Here is a 17,513-nt window from a genome sequence, read left to right on the forward strand (position 1 = left end):
CTTGCTAAGTTACGTTGACAGTTAGGCTACCCAGTTTGTCGACGGCCAAAACCATCACATCGCCGCGGTTGACAGGGCCAACGCCAGAAGGCGTTCCCGAAAGGATTACGTCTCCGGCAGCAAGTTCGAAGTAATCGCTCAGATAGGAGATCATCTCAGGGACTTTCCAGATCATCTGGTTCAAGTCACCTTCCTGCCGAATTTCACCATTCACCGTCAAAGTAATCGGACCTTTGTCGAGATTCCCAACTTCTGATGCCTTGTGAATTGGTCCGCATGGCGCAGAGCGCTCAAATGCCTTGCCAATTTCCCACGGACGACCCATTTTCTTCATCTGCCCTTGCAGGTCGCGACGGGTCATATCAAGCGAAAGACCGTACCCAAAGACATGATCCAACGCATCGTCTACCGAGATGTTCGTACCGCCCGACTTGAGCGCGACATACATTTCAGCTTCGTGATGCACATCGGAGCTGTGCGGAGGGTAAGGGAATTCCCCGGAAGGATCTAAATTGTTCGGGTTTTTTTGAAAGAAGAACGGAGGCTCCCGGTTTGGGTCATGGCCCATCTCAATTGCGTGCGCCGCATAATTTCGCCCAATACAGTAAACGCGACGGACCGGGAATGTGCCGCCCCCCGCTACGGGTATTACATGCACCTGCGGCGCGGGAATGACATGATCGGACATCGCTTCCTCCTGAACGTTTATTGCCAATGATCGGATTTCCAAACGGTCAGACACCTTCCGATCGATGCCACGCCAGATACGATTAGACGTGGCCGCTTCCCAAGTCATCGCCAAAATTGGGGCTAGTTTGCAAGAGCTCCAGCCTCCTTCTGGCCCGACCATTTCCAGAATTGGTTGGGCGTTGGTGCTGCTTCAGTCGTCAGACTGGATGCTCGTTGGCAGTACACGCGAATAAACCGATTTCAGGTGATCCACCATAGCACTGGCCGCAAGTTCTTCGTCGCCCTTTGCTATCGCAGACACGATCACATCGTGTTCGCTAAAACTGGAGTAATCCTCTGCGGGCTTTAAGGTTTCGCGTGGCTGCCCCCAAACAATAGATCTTCGAACTGAATTCAGAGTCTCAAAAAAGTACAAAAAGAGCTGGTTGCGAGTAGAGCGGGCTATCGCATGATGCAAATTGTTGTCCCAAGCTTCGTAGGTGCGCCAATCCTCTGCGGTACGACATTTATCCGCGCAGAGCCTCATTTGCTCACGATCTGAACGGGTGGAGTGGAGCGCTGCAAGGCGGCTGAGCTGCGGTTCGATCGTGAATCGCACCGACACAACCTGCTCCGGTTTAATTTGATTGCCCAAATAAGTTACGTCTGTGAGGTTAAGAACTGGTCTGGAACCAACGAAAGTTCCCCGACCTACATGCCGCCAAATGAGCCCCTGCGCCTCAAGCTCTGCCAACGCTCTTCGCAATTGGTTTCGGGTCGTTCCAAGCTTTGAACACAGTTCGCGTTCAGGCGGGAGCCTGTCGTTATGCCGGTATCCAGCATTGTTAATCAGGTCGCGTACGTGTTGCGCGAGTTCGGTTGGTTCGCTCACATCTCCACCCAATTTGGTGATTGGTTGATTGATTGAAACTCCAAGTCGGCAAAAACTCAAGGGCAAGTGACAACCAAATCCGAGTCGCCTGCCAAGATCGGTAACCGAAGTGGGCGCCAGCATGTAGGAGGAGAGCCGAGTGCGTTTAGCGACTGTTTCTGTAGATGGCAACGCCGTTTGTGTCGCAATACTTGCCAACGGTAGCAGGTTAGATTTTTCGCGTGCGGTTAAGATGCTCATGCCAGATACGGCTCTTGACGTAAGCACGATGCAGCTGGTTATCGAAGGCGGCCAGACCTCACTGGAGGCATTGAATGCCGTTATTGCTGCGGGTGAGGCGGGCGAACTTAAGGACGTGCTAATCCCCGAGGACGCGCCGCTTCTGTCACCCATTCCTACGCCACGTAAGAACGTGTTCTGCGTGGGGCGAAACTACGCTGAACACATCGCAGAAGGTGAGCGGGCGCAAAAAGAGAAAATCGGCATCACCGAGCATCCGGTTTTCTTTACCAAGCCGCCGACCTCGGTCGTTGCACCGGACGCTGACATCCTACTTTTCCCTTCGGTTTCACAGTCCATCGACTACGAAGTCGAGTTGGCAGTCGTGATAGGTAAGCGCGGGCGCAACATCGCCAAGGCAGACGCTTTTAATCACGTGTTTGGGTATTCTATTCTGAACGACATAACGGCCCGTGACATACAGCGCCGTCATGGCGGTCAGTACTTCAAGGGCAAAGGACTGGATGGATCTTGCCCAATTGGTCCATGCATTGTGACCGCCGATGCCATCAGCGATCCGCAAGCTCTGTCGGTCGGACTGACAGTTAACGGCGAACAGCGCCAAAACGGAACCACGTCGGATATGATTTTCGACATTCCGACGCTGATCGCATCCCTGTCAGAAGGCCTGACCCTGGAACCAGGTGACCTAATCGCGACCGGTACACCGTCTGGTGTCGGATACGCAATGGATCCACCACAGTTTCTGAAAGACGGGGACACCGTGGTTTGTGAGATTTCAGAAATCGGCGCGCTTAGGAATACCGTGCGCGCCGTATAAATGGCTCCTGCATAGCTGAATCTGCGGGTTGCCAACCATGCAAGGGAGGAAGACTAAAATGATGAACAGAAGGACTTTCACAGCGTCCTTGCTTTCGGCGGTTCCGGTCGCAGGAGCACTAGGAACAAAGGGTTTTGCGCAGGACGTGCGTAAAATAACCTTCGTCCAGCCAAGCCCTTCGGCAATCAACTCATTTCCTGTTTTTGTCGCCATTGGCGAAGGGTACTTCGCAGATGAAGGTTTGGACGTGACCGTCGAGGCGATCAACGGCTCGGGAGCTGTGCTTCAGGCATTATCCGCCGGGCAAGCGCACTTTGGTCGCCCCGGACCCGGTCCCCTGATAGCGGCGCGGTCGCGCGATGTGGATGCCGTACACATCTACAACGTTGCCGCTCGCAGCAACTTCGGCATCGCCGTGCCAGAAGACTCAGAGATCCAAAACGTTGAGGAACTGCGCGGCAAGGTAATCGGAACAGGCACTGCCGATGGCGCAGAAGTGGGCTTTGCACGCAATGTTATGACCGGCGCAGGCATGAAAGAAGGGGAAGACTACACCTTCCTGACCGTCGGCGACGGTGGCCCGGCGACTGCAGCTTTCCTCAATGGCGAAATCGACGCGTATTCTGCTTCTACCGCAGATACGGCAATTCTGAACCAGCGCGGAATGGCAGTGCGTGACATCACGCCTGCGGAATTCGGGCGTTTCTTCGGCAATGGCATCGCCACAATGGCCGACACAATCGCCAACGACCGCGAATTGGTCGAAGCCTGGAGCCGCGCATTCGCACGTGGTCATGCCTTTGCACTCGATGATGCCAACCGCGAAGCCGTGCTGAAACATCTGGCGGACGGCAATCCGCAGGAAGGCGAAGACAAGGAATTCCAGTCAGCGCTATTCGATGCCGTACGATCGAAAACCATAGCAGCAGATCCAAGCAATGGTCTGGGATGGTACCCCGCCGAAGTTTGGCAGGAATGGCAAGACGCACTTGTTGCAGGGGGCGAAATCCCAGGGCCGCTGGATGACCTGAGCGCTGCTTGGACCAACGAGTTTGCTGCCATCGGCAACGAGGCTGCCAGCAAATGAACGCTGTAGTCACACATGAGTTTTCCGGCGCGCCCTTGGGCACGCCGGTCTATGAGTTGACCCACGTAAGCAAGACCTATGCACGCAATCTTGTTGTCGCTCTCGAGGACATAAACCTGTCACTGCGGAAGGGCAGTTTCACATCCGTCATCGGGTCCAGCGGCTGCGGGAAGTCAACTCTGCTCAAAATCATGGCGGGTCTGATCCCGCCCACCAAAGGGCGTGTGATCCTTCAAGGGCAACCAGTCACTGGGACCCGCCGGGACATTGGCATGATGTTCCAGCAGGCAACACTATTTCCTTGGAAAACGGCGGTGGAAAACATCGTCTTGCCGATCGAGATTCGCGACGGCAAAGCTGCGGCCAAAAAAGCTATGGGCAAAGCTCATGAACTTTTAGACATCGTAGGTTTGCAAGGGTTCGAGAACGTATACCCGAACGAATTGTCAGGCGGTATGGCACAACGCGCTTCGATCTGCCGTATGCTGATCACAGAGCCAGCAGTGCTATTGATGGACGAACCGTTCAGCGCACTCGATGAATTGTCGCGCGACATGATGAACATGGAGTTGCAGCGTATTTGTCGAGAACAGGATGCCACCGCATTTCTTGTAACGCACTCGATTCAGGAAGCCGTGATTTTGTCCGACGAGATCGTCGTGCTGAAACCACGCCCGGGCAGGATTGCCGAAATTGTTGAGGTCGACCTGCCGCGCCCGCGTACGCTCGATATGATGACGACTCCCAAATTCGGCGCTATTGTGGATTACATTCGCAGCCTCCTGGATAAAGGAGAAGAAATGTGAGCGAAGTTCAGAATTACTCACCCTCCGTCAAAGATGCTGACACCTCAGAAGACACGGTATGGGAACAGAAAGTCCACTTTATTGACTCGGTTCCTCGTTGGCTGGCGATGACCTTTGTCTTCTTGGTGTTCGTAGGTACTTGGCAAATGGTGACAAGCTTTAAACTTGTCTCTCCGATCATTCTGCCGACGCCGTTGGAAACCCTCAAAGATATGATCTTCGTGGGCCAAAACCTATTGTCAGGCGGCTACATGCTTGGTGCGCTTTGGATCACCATAAAAGAAGTGATCTATGGTTTTGCGCTGGCCATTGCGATCGGATTTTCGCTTGGCGTGCTTGTCGGGGAAACGGCTTTTGGCGAAAAGGCTGTAATGCCTTACCTGGTGTCTATCGATACCATGCCAAAAGTAGCATTCGCCCCGCTTTTCGTAGCTTGGCTGGGATTTGGCATTGAATCTAAGGTGGCCCTTGCGGCCTTTATCGCGACCTTTCCAATCGTGGTAGGTACTGCGGCAGGGCTTCACGCCGCCGACGAAAACGCGCGCATGCTTTTCAAGACGATGGGCGCAAGTCGGATGCAGACATTGATAAAGATGAAGCTGCCGACCGGCCTTCCGCAGATTTTTACCGGCCTCAAGATCGGAGCAGTCGGCGTAATGGCTGGCGCGATCACCGGAGAATTTCTGGGAGGAGGAAAAGGGTTCGGTGAGTTGATCCGTGTTGCGGCTTCGCAGCTCAACACACCACGCGTCTTCTCGTTGATCCTGTATCTCAGTCTTGTTGGCCTCGCTGTCTTTGCAACAGTGGTTTGGACACAGCGCAAACTGGTGTTCTGGCACAAAGAACAGGTGGGAAGAGATGATTTCTGAGCCTGTGAGAATTGACTGCCAGACCTTGCGTGAATTTGTGGCAAGCGCACTCGAAACTCGGGGTGTACTAAAAGCAGATGCGGACAAGGTGGCCTCGCTGATGGTTGAGGCCGACATATACGGATACGGCACGCACGGTGTCTTTCGCCTGCGCCAGTACCTTGCCCGATTAGCTGGGGGTGGGTGCAATGCCACGCCAAATGTCACCGTAGAGCATGAGACTGTCGCAACCGCGTTGATTGATGGTGACGACGGCCTTGGCCATTTGGCTATGTCGGCGGCGCGGGATCTTGCAATTGAAAAGGCAAAAGAGGCCGGCATCGGCTGGGTCGGTGTTCGGCGCGGCAACCATGCAGGACCACTCGCACTTTATGTGCGTCCGCAAGCCGAGGCTGGGTTGCTTGGTATGGCCGCGGCGGTGGGCAGTGCAAACCATGTCCCGCCCTATGGCGGCAGTGACTTGCTTCTTGGCACCAATCCCATCGCTTTTTCTGCCCCTGCCAAAGGGCCCGACCCGTTTGTGTTTGATATGGCGACGACGGTCGCTGCGATGGGCAAAATCAAGACCCTGTTGCAGCAAGGCAAGTCCATGCCCGAGGGTTGGATGGTTGGGCGTGATGGAAACCCATTGACGGACCCTGCCCTCAAGTCAGAAGGGTTTCTTTTGCCGATTGGCGGTCCGAAAGGGTTCGGTCTGTCTGTAGCTATCGGGTTGATGGCCGGGGTCTTGAACGGTGCGGCCTTCGGCTCTGATGTGGTTAACTTCACCTCAGACACGACGTCGTCCACAAACACAGGGCAATTTGTAATGGCGCTTGATCCTGCAGCCTTTGGGATTGAAAAAGACTTTGCTTCTAACGCAGCCCGCGTCTTTTCCGAAATGCGCGCGTCGGCGCCCCTGCCCGGCCATGACCCGGTACGCCTGCCGGGCGATGGCAAAACAGCCGCCGCCGAAGCCCGCCGCAAGGACGGGGTCAGGCTTAACCTGGCTCTTTGCCGTGACCTCAACAAACTGGCTCTAGATTGTGGATTGGATCTCCCGTTTACCAGCCTCGGCGCTGACTTGCAGCTCTAACTGAGGCAACGTCTCGCGGCTGTTGATCGGGAATTATCCAATTGGCTCTTCCTCCGCGTCTAGGGCTTTCACAAGAGCAGAAAGTTTGTTCATCATGTGAAGTTTCATGGTTTTGCCAAGCCCATCTGCATCGCGAGTCTCAAGCTTTTCCATCATGGTTTCATGTTCGTCAATTGCCTGCGCCCAGCGCTCGTCTGACAAGTTGGCCATAAAACGTGCGCGGCGGACCCGCGCGGCCAACAGCGTGTGGTGGCTTTCAAGGATATCGTTCCGCGCTCCGCGTATCAGAGCCTGATGAATGTCCTGATTGGCCTTAAAATATGCCTGTCGATCATGTGATTTATAGGCTTTCAGCATATCGGCGTGGCGACTTTCGATCAGTTCAATTTCAGCGGAATCCATGTGCTGACACGCCAACTCTCCCGCCAATTGCTCTAGCGCTGCAAGCACTGGAAACGTATTCTCCAATTCCTCTCGCGTGACACTTGCGACGCGGGCTCCCCGGTTGGCTTGGAGTACCACAAAGCCTTCTGATGCAAGCACCTTTAGGGCTTCCCGAAGTGGTGTCCTTGAGACCCCCAACGAGTCGCAAAGTTGTTTCTCGGGCACTTTTTCTCCCGGCTTCAGAACATCTTCGACAACGAGGTTGCGCAAGCGTTCGACCAGCTCTTCATGTAGTGTTGTACGCTTGATGCTATCCGTCAGATTCATAACCACTTCCTAATCATCAAGTACCATTTCCAACAAGCGCGCGACATGCATGGGCTGCCGTCGGGTACCCTCAGTGATTTGGTGCCGGCATGATGTTCCATCTGCCACAATAATTGCATCCACTGGTGCCGCGTCTAAAGCTGGAAATAGGTCTAGCTTTGCCATCTTGATCGAGACGTCGATAGTATCGGCCGCGTATCCAAACGCCCCGGCCATACCACAACAACTGCTTTCAATCATGTTAACCTGTGCTGCGGGAATACGCTTTAATAGGTTGAGCAACGGTGTAACAGCATCGTGTGCTTTCTGGTGGCAATGTCCATGCACATAGATCGGGCGATCCAATCGTTTCAGAGGTATGTCCGGCTGGTTGGCTAAAAATTCCTCAAAGGTATGGGTGGCTTGCGACAACAACTCTGCTTCCCGTCCCGGGCAAAGAGCCAAATATTCGTCCCGGAAAGTGAGGATTGAGGACGGTTCAAGCCCGACTACCGGCACCCCTTCTGCGACTGCCTCTCGTGTCGCGTCAATTACGCGCTGTGCCTCATGACGCGCTTCCTCCACGCACCCCACAGCCAAAAGAGTGCGACCGCAATCCAGCGGCCTTCCTGTCTGGTCATCCTGTGCTACGGCGACCCGCAGCCCAAGCGCGCGAAGAACCCGGACAGCGGAGCGTAGATTATCAGGCTCGAAATACCGATTGAACACATCTGCGAACAGAAGAACCTGCGGGTCAGTGTCTTGGACCTCGGCGTCACGGAACGGGTCGGAAGACCACAGTGGCAGGTCACGTCGCGCTGCAATACCGGTCGGGCTTTCCAAAAGCTTACGCAAGGGTCCAATTTTGTTTCGAATATTAATAAGCCATGCGACTTTCGCGGCTTTTGGCGCGTATCGGGGCAGGTAAGCTATCAATTTATCTGCCAACGTCAGCCCATCTTTTTTACGTTTCGCTGACAATACTTCGATTTTCATTCGCGCCATGTCGACGCCAGTCGGACATTCCCGAGCGCACGCTTTACAGGACACGCAGTACTTCATTGTGTCCAACATGACATCTGACGATAATCCCCCCGGCATCTGCCCGCTAATGGCAAACCGCAACGTATTTGCCCGCCCACGTGTAGCGTCTCGCTCGTTTCGGGTTGCTCGGAAAGAAGGGCACATAACGCCGCCCTTGAGCTTGCGGCATGCACCATTGTTGTTGCACATCTCGACGGCGCCCTGAAACCCTCCTCCGGAACCTGGCCAAGCGGACCAGTCCAGCGCCGTTTCGAATTCCGGAACCGAATAGTCTGGGCCATAGCGGAACAGTCGGCGATCATCCATGGCAGGCGCGTGCACGATCTTGCCGGGGTTCAGTAGCCCGTTGGGATCAAACCGGGCCTTGACCTCTTTAAACGCGGTTACGATACGCTGGCCGAACATCTTTTCGTGAAATTCCGAACGCACGATCCCATCACCGTGTTCGCCAGAATGAGAGCCTTTGTATCTCTTGACCAGATCAAAGGTTTCTTCGGCGATCGCCCTCATTGTTCGGATGTCAGTGTCCTGCCGCATGTTCAGAACAGGACGCACATGCAGGCATCCCACCGAGGCATGCGCGTACCAAGTTCCTTTCGTACCATGTTTTGCAAAAATTTCGGTCAGGCCAGCAGTGTAGTCGGCAAGGTCGGGCAACGGGACAGCGCAATCTTCGACAAAGGAGATCGGCTTTCCCGCCTCTTTCATCGACATCATCACGTTCAACCCGGATTTTCGGTACTCAGCGATAGCATTCTGCAAGGCGTTGTCCGTAACAGAGACAACGCCGCCCCAGCGGTTTGCTGCTCCGTTGAACGCAAATCCCAGATCTCCCATCAGTTGTGAAAGCTCGACCAGTTTTGCGGCATTGGCTTCGGTGCTGCCCTCGGCGAATTCCACCAGCAACAACGCTTCGGGATTGCCTTCGACAAATGCCTCAATCGTGTCGCGGAACAATGGGATTTCGCGCCCCAATGCGATCATGGTGTCGTCGATCAACTCAACGGCTTGCGGGTTGAGTGTAACGATGTGCTGGGTGGCCTCCATTGCAGCTCGAAACGTTGGGAAGTGACACACACCGGTTACTTTCTCGCCCGGCAAGTGAGCAAGGTTCAGTTCCAGTTCTGTAAAATAGGCCAGTGTACCTTCGGACCCCACGAGTAAATGGGCCATGTTGACGTCGTTGCCGGTGAGCGCGTCGATATTGTAACCGCCCACGCGGCGCTGGACTTTGGGAAAACATGCGTCAATTTCGGAAGCCTCGCGACGTCCCAGAGCACGCATATCGGCAACAAGTTTTCCATAGTCACCAGACCCAGCCGAGTCCGCGCTGAACCGCGCTTCCATGCCGTCAACCATAATTGCCTGTATTGCGTTGACGTTGTCTCGCATGATCCCGTAACGCAGAGATCTTCCGCCTGAAGAATTGTTGGCCGCCATCCCCCCAATTGTACAGCGCGACGCGGTTGAGGGGTCGACCGGAAACCACAGACCATGATGCTTCAACGCGCTATTCAATTGATCCAGAACAACACCAGGCTGAACGCGGGCGATACGCTTCTCAGTGTCTACGTCTAGAATACGATTCAAGTGTTTTGTGTTTTCCAGCACAACACTCTGATTGACCGTTTGCCCGCATTGCGACGTGCCGCCGCCGCGAGGAAGAACCGAACTTCCTTCGTCCCGCGCAATGGACATCACGGCTTGGACATCTTCTGTGGATCGAGGGATCACCACAGCGTCCGGCATCATCTGATAGATTGAGGCATCGGTCGAGTATCGAGCAAGCGATGCCGGATCTGACATCACCTCTCCCCGTACATCAGACAACAGTCGGCGGTACAACGATCCATTCTCTACCATCAGGTTCGCCTTCCCTTCCCTGTAAGCCCCAGTTAGACGCTTCACTTCACCGTTGACTGAATAATGAATTCATAATTAACTTTTGCAATAGGTAATAGCGCCACTCTTTTGGCACCAGCGTAAGGATCAGTTCAAATGCGTCAGGCGGGTAGACACTTTTTGCAGATTCCAGGGCCAAGTGCTGTGCCGGAGCGTATCCTGAAAGCCATAAGCACGCAGACCATTGATCATCGAGGACCCGATTTTGCTGAAGTGGGGAGTAAGGCCCTCAATGGTATGAAGACGATTTTCAGGACAAAACAGAACGTCTTTATCTTCCCGTCGTCCGGGACCGGAGCATGGGAAGCTGCGTTAGTGAATACACTGTCGCCGGACGACAAAGTCCTCATGTTCGAAACAGGACATTTCGCATTTATGTGGAACAACCTGGCCAAGAAAATCGGACTGCGGCCAGAGCTTATTGAAGGGGATTGGCGTGGCGGCGCGGACCCTACTCAGATTGAAGACCGATTGCGCGCGGACAGTCAGCACGAGATCAAGGCTGTTTGCGTCGTACACAATGAAACGTCTACCGGGTCAGTCTCACCAATTGAGGAAGTGCGCAGAGCCATAGACGCGGCGGATCACCCTGCGCTTCTCATCGTGGACTCCATCTCTGGCCTTGCGTCGATCGATTTTCGGTTTGATGACTGGGGGGTTGATGTCTGTGTCTCCGGTTCGCAAAAAGGGCTGATGCTACCGCCTGGTCTGAGCTTCAATGCGGTAAGCGATCGTGCACTGGAACATTCAAAGTCCGTGACCACGCCGCGAAGTTACTGGGATTGGCAGGATATGGTCGGGCCAAACCAGAAAGGGTTCTTTCCATACACCCCCGGCACCAATCTTCTCTATGGGTTAATTGAGGCCATAGACATGTTGCACGAGGAGGGCTTGGACAACGTCTTCTCCCGTCATGCCCGTCACGGAGCCGCAACACGGGCCGCCGTGCGCGCCTGGGGTCTTGAAGTTTTGTGCACTCATCAAGGTCAGGAATCGGGCGTCTTGACTGCGGTTAAGGTCCCTGAAGGTCACTCCGCCGACGCGTTTCGAGCGACGGCGCTGGAGCACTATGATATTTCGCTAGGAAATGGCCTGTCCAAAGTAGCCGACAAGGTATTTCGCATAGGTCATTTGGGCGACTTTAACGACCTGATGTTGATGGCCACACTCTCAGGCGTAGAAATGGGTCTCGCCAAGAGCGGCGTGCCTCATAACACAGGCGGCACGCAGGCTGCGTTGGAGCATCTCAAGGCGGCGTGACGCTGGACAGACTCTCCAAAAACGCAACTAGGTCCGCGATCTCCTGCTCGGACAAATTCAATTCTGAGAGTATGGCTTCGCCATCGGTGTGAAGTCTCTCTGCATCAATTTTGTTGTAGTGCCTGATCACCGCATCCAATTCGATCAAACTGCCGTCATGCATATAAGGCGCAGTTTCGGCTAAACCACGCAGGCTGGGCGTCCGAAAGGTTCCAAAATCTGAATGGCTTCTGCGCACACTGCGAACCGCCCATGCGCCTTTCTTATCCGGATCGTCATTCCAGTCGCCGTCCAGTGTGTAGGGGCTTGAGAGCAAAAAGTTCAATCCACCGAACCGGCCTTCGTCGACTTCGGTTTCACTCAGAAAATATGGCGCGCCCGCGTCGTGGAACTCGTTATTGGAGAATCTCGGACCGTTGTGGCAGAATACACATTTTCCGCGCCCCAAGAAGAGCTGAAGACCTCGCTGGGCTGCTTCGGGGTATTCCTTAGCCGCTGCAATATCTCGGTGCTCTAAGGCATCGCGAAAATCGTCAAACTGCGTCCGTTCGGTAGTTAAGGTCTCCAAGTAAGCCGAAAGAGCTTTTGCAGTATTCACCAGAACAAGTTCTGGGCCTTGATCTCGGATGCTGCCAAATATGGCTTCAAAATCATCAATGTAGATACTTTCAGAGATAGCTTTTCTTAGGCTTTCGGTACTGTGCGCCATCTCTTGCTCTTCGATAATCGGATGCAGGCTGGCTGCCCAAAGACTATCGCTCTTTCCGCCCCACCCATACCAGCGAAGTCCGGCAAGGTTCCGCAGTGATGGTGTGTTTCGATTTAACAGAACACGGCCGAGTGCCCGCGCCTCCGGCGTAGTAAATGCCTGTTCAGGTTCATGACAACTTGCACAAGAAAATGCACCGTCGACTGACAACACCGGATCGTTGAATAAAGCCTGTCCGAGCTTGATCGCTCTGGCGTCTTTGGAAACCCTATTGCTTGGATCCGACTGGAAGGTTGGTGGCCACGGCCCAAAGGACAGCGTTTGTTCAATTTCGTCTCCAGACAACAAGACCTCTGCACGCACTGCGCCGGTCAGGACCATTAGCGCAGCTGTCATCAACAGCTTCATTTCAGAGCAATTTCTGACGTGTAGAAGACCGATTGGCCACTGATGTCAACATCGACTTGCAGCTCCCACAAACCCGGCATGTGAAACAGCATATCATCAACTCGGAACACTCCGCCGCCCAATGCGGTAACCTTAGGAGTATAGTTCATACCGTGTTGATGAGCAGGCATGATTGCATCCACACGCATTTGGCGCACGGCAGTTTCATCGCAAACTGAAACCAAAACGGAAAACGGTTGGGCCAACGGAATTTCGTCGACGGCCAGATAAATCTCGGGTGCGTTTTGAACTTCCGAACTCATGCGTTGCCCCGTCGCTTCACAAGCAACGGCCGCGCTGGACCATATCAGAAACCAGACAGAGCAGTGGGTCATTTTGATGCCAGCAAACGTTCTGCGTTGGCATAGGCGATGTTGTCCGCAATCTGGTCCGGCAGTAAATCCAGCCATTCGCGCGAAAAATCGGCATGTGGTCCTACGTAATACCAACGTTCCGGGGCAAATGTATCCGTTCCAACCATGAAACGATCCGGATAGGCTTCGAAAGCCGCCTTCCAATCCGGGTCGATACCGCCTCGTGAGGCCATGTCCGAACGAAACGCCAAGTCGGCCCAAAGCCTTGGATACGTGTTAAGCGCGTCAACAACACTCGCTGGATCATCAAAGCCAGAGTGGGCCCACAATACCCTTGCCTCCGGCCAGGTTTCGAAGATCAGGTCAACTGCCTCTCGATCGCCGTGGTGGTGTAGAATTAGGTTCCGCTCTTTAGCCAGTGCAATCATACGCTGGATGACCGGCGTCTTAATGTCGTCTCCGTAAGCGTGAAACTCGCCGATGGCTTCGTATTTGTTGTTTGCCAGATTTTCTTCCAGATAGTCGATTACAGTTTCATCGTGCATCCAGGTGTTGATCTCACCACGACGACGGTAGGGGCGCAGCGCCGGAACAACGATATCGGGTGCTGCGGCCAACAACAGTTGAGTGCCATTGTCATCCGAGCTGGAAACTAGGGCTTTTCGCACGCCCGCATCCCGAAGGATTTTGGACACCTGTTCGGGCGGAACCAGTTTGACAGCATCGTGGCTGTAATGAATATGCACGTCAAAGATCGGTCGCTCTTCTGCGATGGCGGTACTGCAAAAGAGCGCGGCACCTATCATGAAGAAATGTTTCAACACCTCAAGCCTCCTCAATATCGTTCAGACTCTGGCAAGCGTCACGTCGAAATGCACGTGCAAGAAAGGTTCGGTGATCTTACCGGAAAGCTCCATGCCATCGGGAAACTCTGATGCCGGGCGTTCAACATAGGTCATCACCAGATCGTCGCGAACACCAAAGACGGTATCCTGATCCAGATAGGGATCGTCGTCCGGGAATATCTCGGTCACCAAAGATCGATAGCCGGGAGCTTTGACGATGTAGTGCAGGTGCGACGGTCGCCAGGGATGGCGACCACACGCCCGCAGGATGTCTCCGACGGGCCCATCCGATGGCACCGTGTATTCGACTGGTTTGACTGTGGTGAACGCATATTGGCCATCCTCTCCAACCGTCATCAGACCATGGAATGAATAGGTGTCCTGTTCTTCGTCCTGACTTGCGTAGAGACCATTCGGTGCCGTTTGCCAGATATCCAGTTCTGCTCCGGCAATCGGATTGCCTTCCGTATCTCGGATCACGCCTTCAGCAAGGAGAACTGGCCCGTCGTAGTGACGCTTCATATCACCACCGATTGGCAGCGGGGGTGCGCCCGAGACGTGAAATGGACCTAAAACAGACGAACTGGTCGCTTCTGTTCTAGAATGCAGCATATCGACTAATGACGATAGACCCAACACGTCCGAGGCCAGCACAAATTCATGCCGGTCCTCGGTTTCCACGGCGGCGCAGCCCTCCAGAAACGCAATCCCGGCCCGCCACTCGTCATGTGTCAGATTGGTTTCTCGCGCGAAGTCGTGGAGGTGTTTTACCAGGGAGCCCATGATTTCATGCATCCGTGGATCGGTGTCTTTGGACAGATAACCCATGAAGACATCGGTGATATTGTCTTTGGTGACAGAGCGCATCTTGGCCTCCTTAAATCAGAGCAAGGCTGAGGATCGGGAATTCGATCAGAATGAACAGAACGATCAGCATGACGAACGCGAAGGGCAATGCGCCCATGAATACGTCCTTGAGTGATATGCGGTCATCGTTGATCGTGGATTTGATGACAAAACACGAAATGCCCAAAGGCGGGGTCAAAAGCCCGATTTCAGCTCCAACAACAGTGATGATCCCGAACCAGATCAGTGACATATCCAAGGCTTCGGCCATGGGCAGGAACAACGGAACAACGATCAGAATGATCGACGCCGTGTCGAGCAATGTTCCCAGAAATAGCATCAACACAACGTAGAGTAACATGATCGACCAGAAGGATGCCGAGTTCCCTGCAAGCAGGTCCTGCAACTGATTGGGCAAGCCAGCCAGACCAAGCATACGGCTATAGATCGAAGCGGCGGTAATCAGAAACAGGATCGCCGCCGTGATGTGACCGGTTTCCAGCAATGCATCCCAGAACGCGCGCGGTGACATCGACTTGCGGGCAACAGCAATGATCAGCGCAACAAAAGCTCCGGCGGCACCTGCCTCGACTGCGGTCAACCAACCCGTATAGATCCCGCCAAGAACGATAGTGATGATGAACAGCGTCGGCAGTGTCTTGGAGGCGACCTCGCGACCGGACATCCATTCGGTGTCTGCAACGACCCGGCCACCGACAAATGTTGGGGTGAAGCGTCCCATGATCCAGATCGCGCCGACATAAGCGATGGCCAGCATGATCCCCGGAATGACACCCGCCAGAAACATGTCCCCCACAGATTGTTCAGCGACAAAGGAATAGATGATCAGCATAGCCGACGGTGGAATGATCATACCCAAGACCGAGGACCCGGCCACTACTCCGACGGCAAAGCGCGGGTTATAGGCCTGCGCCATCATCTGCGGGACCGAAACTTTGGTGAACACGGATGCCGAGGCGATTGATGACCCTGTCACCGCGGCAAAAACGGCATTGGCCCCGACGGTTGCCATCCCAATACCGCCTTTGACCTTGCGAAACCGCATGGTCATGACTTCGTAGATGTCCCTGCCTAACCCTGCCTTTGAGACGATGAGCCCCATAAAGGTAAACAAGGGAATGGTCGCGAAACTGTATTCCATCGCGCTGTCGCCGACCGCTACCTTCAGCAGGTTGAGCGCAAGCGTGAAGTTGTCCCGCATGAGCCAGATTGACACGAATGAGACCACGCCCAGAGCAATCGGAATGTAGACGCCCGCGTAAATCAGAAAGACGATGGCGACGACCGAGATCAGGCCAATCTCAATCGGCGTCATTCTTCCGCCTCGTCATGCTCTGGGGTGCGAATAAGTTGCGGGCGGTCCTGCGCCGTGACGACCTTGAGCAGGAAAATCACGCAGGCAAGCGCAGTACCGCACGCGATGACCAATTTGACCGGCCACCATGGGAGTGTGAAAAGACCCGGAACTCCGAAGTAGTCCTGCGTCTCCCACATATGAAGAAATTCAGGGAATGTCACATAGGCAATCAATGCCATGAAGATCGCCGAGATGGCGTTTATGATGCGCCGCAGGTTCGCTGTCAGGCCGGGGCGACGGTGGTACATCAGGTTCAGGAACCCGTCCGAACGTGTCAGCCGATCCACTCTGACCACATCGGCCAGTTGCAGGAAAACGATCATCACGACCGAAAACTGCACCATTTCATAGGTGCCGCGCAGCGGAGCCGAAAACAGCCCGCGCGCAACGACGTCGACATTCAGAATGACCACCAACGCAAGGACGACGAGCGTGCCCAAAGCGTTGGCAGTTATTGCAAGCGAATTAGCGACCCGCGACAGAACGGCAACTGCGGTCTTCAGCATGTATGGCCCCTTTCTCGGGTCGCCGAACGATTATTCGGCCGTCCAGTCGCGCACACCAGTGAAACCGGCATCCTGAAGCTTGCCGAGATAAGCGACCAGCATATCCGTGCCCTGCTCGCCGTTCTCATTGAGCGTTGCAGCCCATTCCTGCGCAACATTGGGCATCCCATTTGCCCACGCAGCGCGGTCTTCGTCCGAGATTTCAATGATCGATCCGCCAGCTTCTACAAAGGCATCTCGTGACGCAGCGGCTCGATCCATTGCAATGCCTGCCACGTGGTCACGGTAGTCGATAGCCACAGCCTGGAGTACGTCTTTGACCTCGTCAGGCAGACTTGCCCAGTAATCGGCGTTGACTGTGACTGTTTTTGTATTCACTGCGCCAAGGTCTGCCTTCAACATGTAAGGGGCCACTTCTACGATCTTGAACGTCTTGGAAGCTTCCGGCCAAATCATCACGCAATCGACAAGGCCGGTTTGAACCATGTTGTAGAAATCTGTCAGGCCACCGCGAACGCCCGCCGCGTCCTTGATACCCTCGAGATAGCGCAGGTTCAGGCCGGCTCCCGCGATCTTGCGTCCTTCAAGGTCTGCAACTTTCTCGACCGGCTCTGAGCAGAACATCTGATATGTGTCGAGCACAACGCCCGTCGCCAGATAGACCTGATTTTGCGCAGCGAACTCATTCTGCATAGCCGGGTATTCTCGCGCGATCTCATCCACGGCTTTGGCCACCGCGCGGGCATCCGACGCGACGAATGGTGTCGAGCCCGAGATCCCCTGACTAGGCAGCTTGGATGAATGGAAGATGGTTGTGACGATGCCAATGTCCCCCAAACCCAGCTGTACGCCTTCCAGAACGCCCTTGGGCTTTACGATCGAACCGCCATAGTTCTCCTGCCAGTTCATCTTGTAATTACCGGACTCGGCCAGCCGTTTGTCCACTTCTGGAATGAAGAAGTTAGTGAATTCCCTCACCCACAGCGCACGATCGGGGTAGCCATCTATCACGACAGCGGAAATGGTTTCTTCCGCGGCAACAGGCAGCGCCATAACGCTAGCTACAGCGGCACCTATTAGACTGCGTTTGGTCCAGTTTTTCATTTCTCTCCTC

The 17,513-nt window shown here is 54.5% G+C and carries 17 protein-coding genes; 6 read left to right on the plus strand and 11 right to left on the minus strand.

Translation table 11 applies throughout. From position 1 onward, the window contains the following. Window positions 1-4: 4 nt before the first annotated feature. Together AC2TDA_RS20325 and AC2TDA_RS20330 are read right to left on the minus strand one after the other, a co-directional pair. Window positions 5-688, minus strand: a complete 684-nt coding sequence (locus AC2TDA_RS20325) for a fumarylacetoacetate hydrolase family protein (RefSeq protein ID WP_480880591.1) — start codon at window positions 686-688, stop codon at window positions 5-7. A gap of 192 nt (window positions 689-880) precedes the next feature. Next, window positions 881-1,801 (minus strand): FadR/GntR family transcriptional regulator, encoded by a 921-nt coding sequence (locus tag AC2TDA_RS20330; RefSeq protein WP_480880593.1) that lies wholly within the window; start codon window positions 1,799-1,801, stop codon window positions 881-883. Here AC2TDA_RS20330 and AC2TDA_RS20335 point away from each other — a divergent pair. Genes AC2TDA_RS20335 through AC2TDA_RS20355 form a run of 5 tightly spaced genes read left to right on the plus strand, consistent with a single transcriptional unit; the run spans window position 1,800 to window position 6,458 of the window. After that, window positions 1,800-2,621, plus strand: coding sequence for a fumarylacetoacetate hydrolase family protein (locus AC2TDA_RS20335; protein WP_480880595.1), 822 nt, complete (start codon window positions 1,800-1,802; stop codon window positions 2,619-2,621). The two genes, AC2TDA_RS20330 and AC2TDA_RS20335, sit on opposite strands and share 2 nt — an antisense overlap. A 58-nt stretch (window positions 2,622-2,679) precedes the next feature. After that, complete coding sequence (locus tag AC2TDA_RS20340; protein ID WP_480880596.1) at window positions 2,680-3,708, plus strand: ABC transporter substrate-binding protein; 1,029 nt, start codon at window positions 2,680-2,682, stop codon at window positions 3,706-3,708. Next, on the plus strand, window positions 3,705-4,514 hold the full coding sequence (locus tag AC2TDA_RS20345; RefSeq protein WP_480850560.1) for an ABC transporter ATP-binding protein: 810 nt from the start codon (window positions 3,705-3,707) through the stop codon (window positions 4,512-4,514). Before AC2TDA_RS20340 ends, AC2TDA_RS20345 begins: the two co-directional genes overlap by 4 nt. Next, window positions 4,511-5,383 (plus strand): ABC transporter permease, encoded by an 873-nt coding sequence (locus AC2TDA_RS20350; RefSeq protein ID WP_480850558.1) that lies wholly within the window; start codon window positions 4,511-4,513, stop codon window positions 5,381-5,383. Before AC2TDA_RS20345 ends, AC2TDA_RS20350 begins: the two co-directional genes overlap by 4 nt. Continuing rightward, the gene (locus AC2TDA_RS20355; protein ID WP_480880597.1) at window positions 5,373-6,458 is read left to right on the plus strand and encodes an Ldh family oxidoreductase; all 1,086 of its coding nucleotides are present in this window, start codon (window positions 5,373-5,375) and stop codon (window positions 6,456-6,458) included. Before AC2TDA_RS20350 ends, AC2TDA_RS20355 begins: the two co-directional genes overlap by 11 nt. Window positions 6,459-6,491: 33 nt before the next feature. On the opposite strand, the gene AC2TDA_RS20360 is transcribed toward AC2TDA_RS20355, so the two are convergent. Both AC2TDA_RS20360 and AC2TDA_RS20365 read right to left on the minus strand, forming a co-directional pair. Further along, complete coding sequence (locus AC2TDA_RS20360; protein WP_480880599.1) at window positions 6,492-7,169, minus strand: GntR family transcriptional regulator; 678 nt, start codon at window positions 7,167-7,169, stop codon at window positions 6,492-6,494. Between the two features lie 9 nt (window positions 7,170-7,178). Next, complete coding sequence (locus AC2TDA_RS20365; protein WP_480880600.1) at window positions 7,179-10,055, minus strand: FAD-binding and (Fe-S)-binding domain-containing protein; 2,877 nt, start codon at window positions 10,053-10,055, stop codon at window positions 7,179-7,181. Window positions 10,056-10,190: 135 nt separating this feature from the next. Here AC2TDA_RS20365 and AC2TDA_RS20370 point away from each other — a divergent pair, with 135 nt between their 5' ends. Next, window positions 10,191-11,354 carry a pyridoxal-phosphate-dependent aminotransferase family protein gene (locus AC2TDA_RS20370; RefSeq protein ID WP_480880602.1) on the plus strand — a complete coding sequence of 388 codons (1,164 nt, stop codon included), beginning with the start codon at window positions 10,191-10,193 and terminating at the stop codon, window positions 11,352-11,354. On the opposite strand, the gene AC2TDA_RS20375 is transcribed toward AC2TDA_RS20370, so the two are convergent. The 7 genes from AC2TDA_RS20375 to AC2TDA_RS20405 all read right to left on the minus strand — a co-directional run bounded on the left by AC2TDA_RS20375 (window position 11,341) and on the right by AC2TDA_RS20405 (window position 17,503). Continuing rightward, window positions 11,341-12,459 (minus strand): cytochrome-c peroxidase, encoded by a 1,119-nt coding sequence (locus AC2TDA_RS20375; RefSeq protein ID WP_480880604.1) that lies wholly within the window; start codon window positions 12,457-12,459, stop codon window positions 11,341-11,343. The two genes, AC2TDA_RS20370 and AC2TDA_RS20375, sit on opposite strands and share 14 nt — an antisense overlap. A gap of 8 nt (window positions 12,460-12,467) precedes the next feature. Beyond that, on the minus strand, window positions 12,468-12,773 hold the full coding sequence (locus AC2TDA_RS20380; protein WP_480880606.1) for a FixH family protein: 306 nt from the start codon (window positions 12,771-12,773) through the stop codon (window positions 12,468-12,470). A gap of 68 nt (window positions 12,774-12,841) precedes the next feature. Beyond that, entirely contained in the window at window positions 12,842-13,648 is an 807-nt protein-coding gene (locus tag AC2TDA_RS20385; protein WP_480880608.1) for an amidohydrolase family protein, read from the minus strand. A gap of 21 nt (window positions 13,649-13,669) precedes the next feature. After that, complete coding sequence (locus AC2TDA_RS20390; RefSeq protein ID WP_480850542.1) at window positions 13,670-14,536, minus strand: dioxygenase family protein; 867 nt, start codon at window positions 14,534-14,536, stop codon at window positions 13,670-13,672. Between the two features lie 10 nt (window positions 14,537-14,546). Next, window positions 14,547-15,851 carry a TRAP transporter large permease gene (locus AC2TDA_RS20395; RefSeq protein ID WP_480850540.1) on the minus strand — a complete coding sequence of 435 codons (1,305 nt, stop codon included), beginning with the start codon at window positions 15,849-15,851 and terminating at the stop codon, window positions 14,547-14,549. Further along, window positions 15,848-16,399: a TRAP transporter small permease subunit gene (locus AC2TDA_RS20400; RefSeq protein WP_480880610.1), complete on the minus strand. Its 552-nt coding sequence runs from the start codon at window positions 16,397-16,399 to the stop codon at window positions 15,848-15,850. Before AC2TDA_RS20400 ends, AC2TDA_RS20395 begins: the two co-directional genes overlap by 4 nt. 30 nt (window positions 16,400-16,429) lie before the next feature. Next, window positions 16,430-17,503, minus strand: a complete 1,074-nt coding sequence (locus tag AC2TDA_RS20405; RefSeq protein WP_480880611.1) for a C4-dicarboxylate TRAP transporter substrate-binding protein — start codon at window positions 17,501-17,503, stop codon at window positions 16,430-16,432. Window positions 17,504-17,513 lie beyond the last annotated feature (10 nt).

The organism is Ruegeria sp. HKCCD6426 (assembly GCF_057221115.1).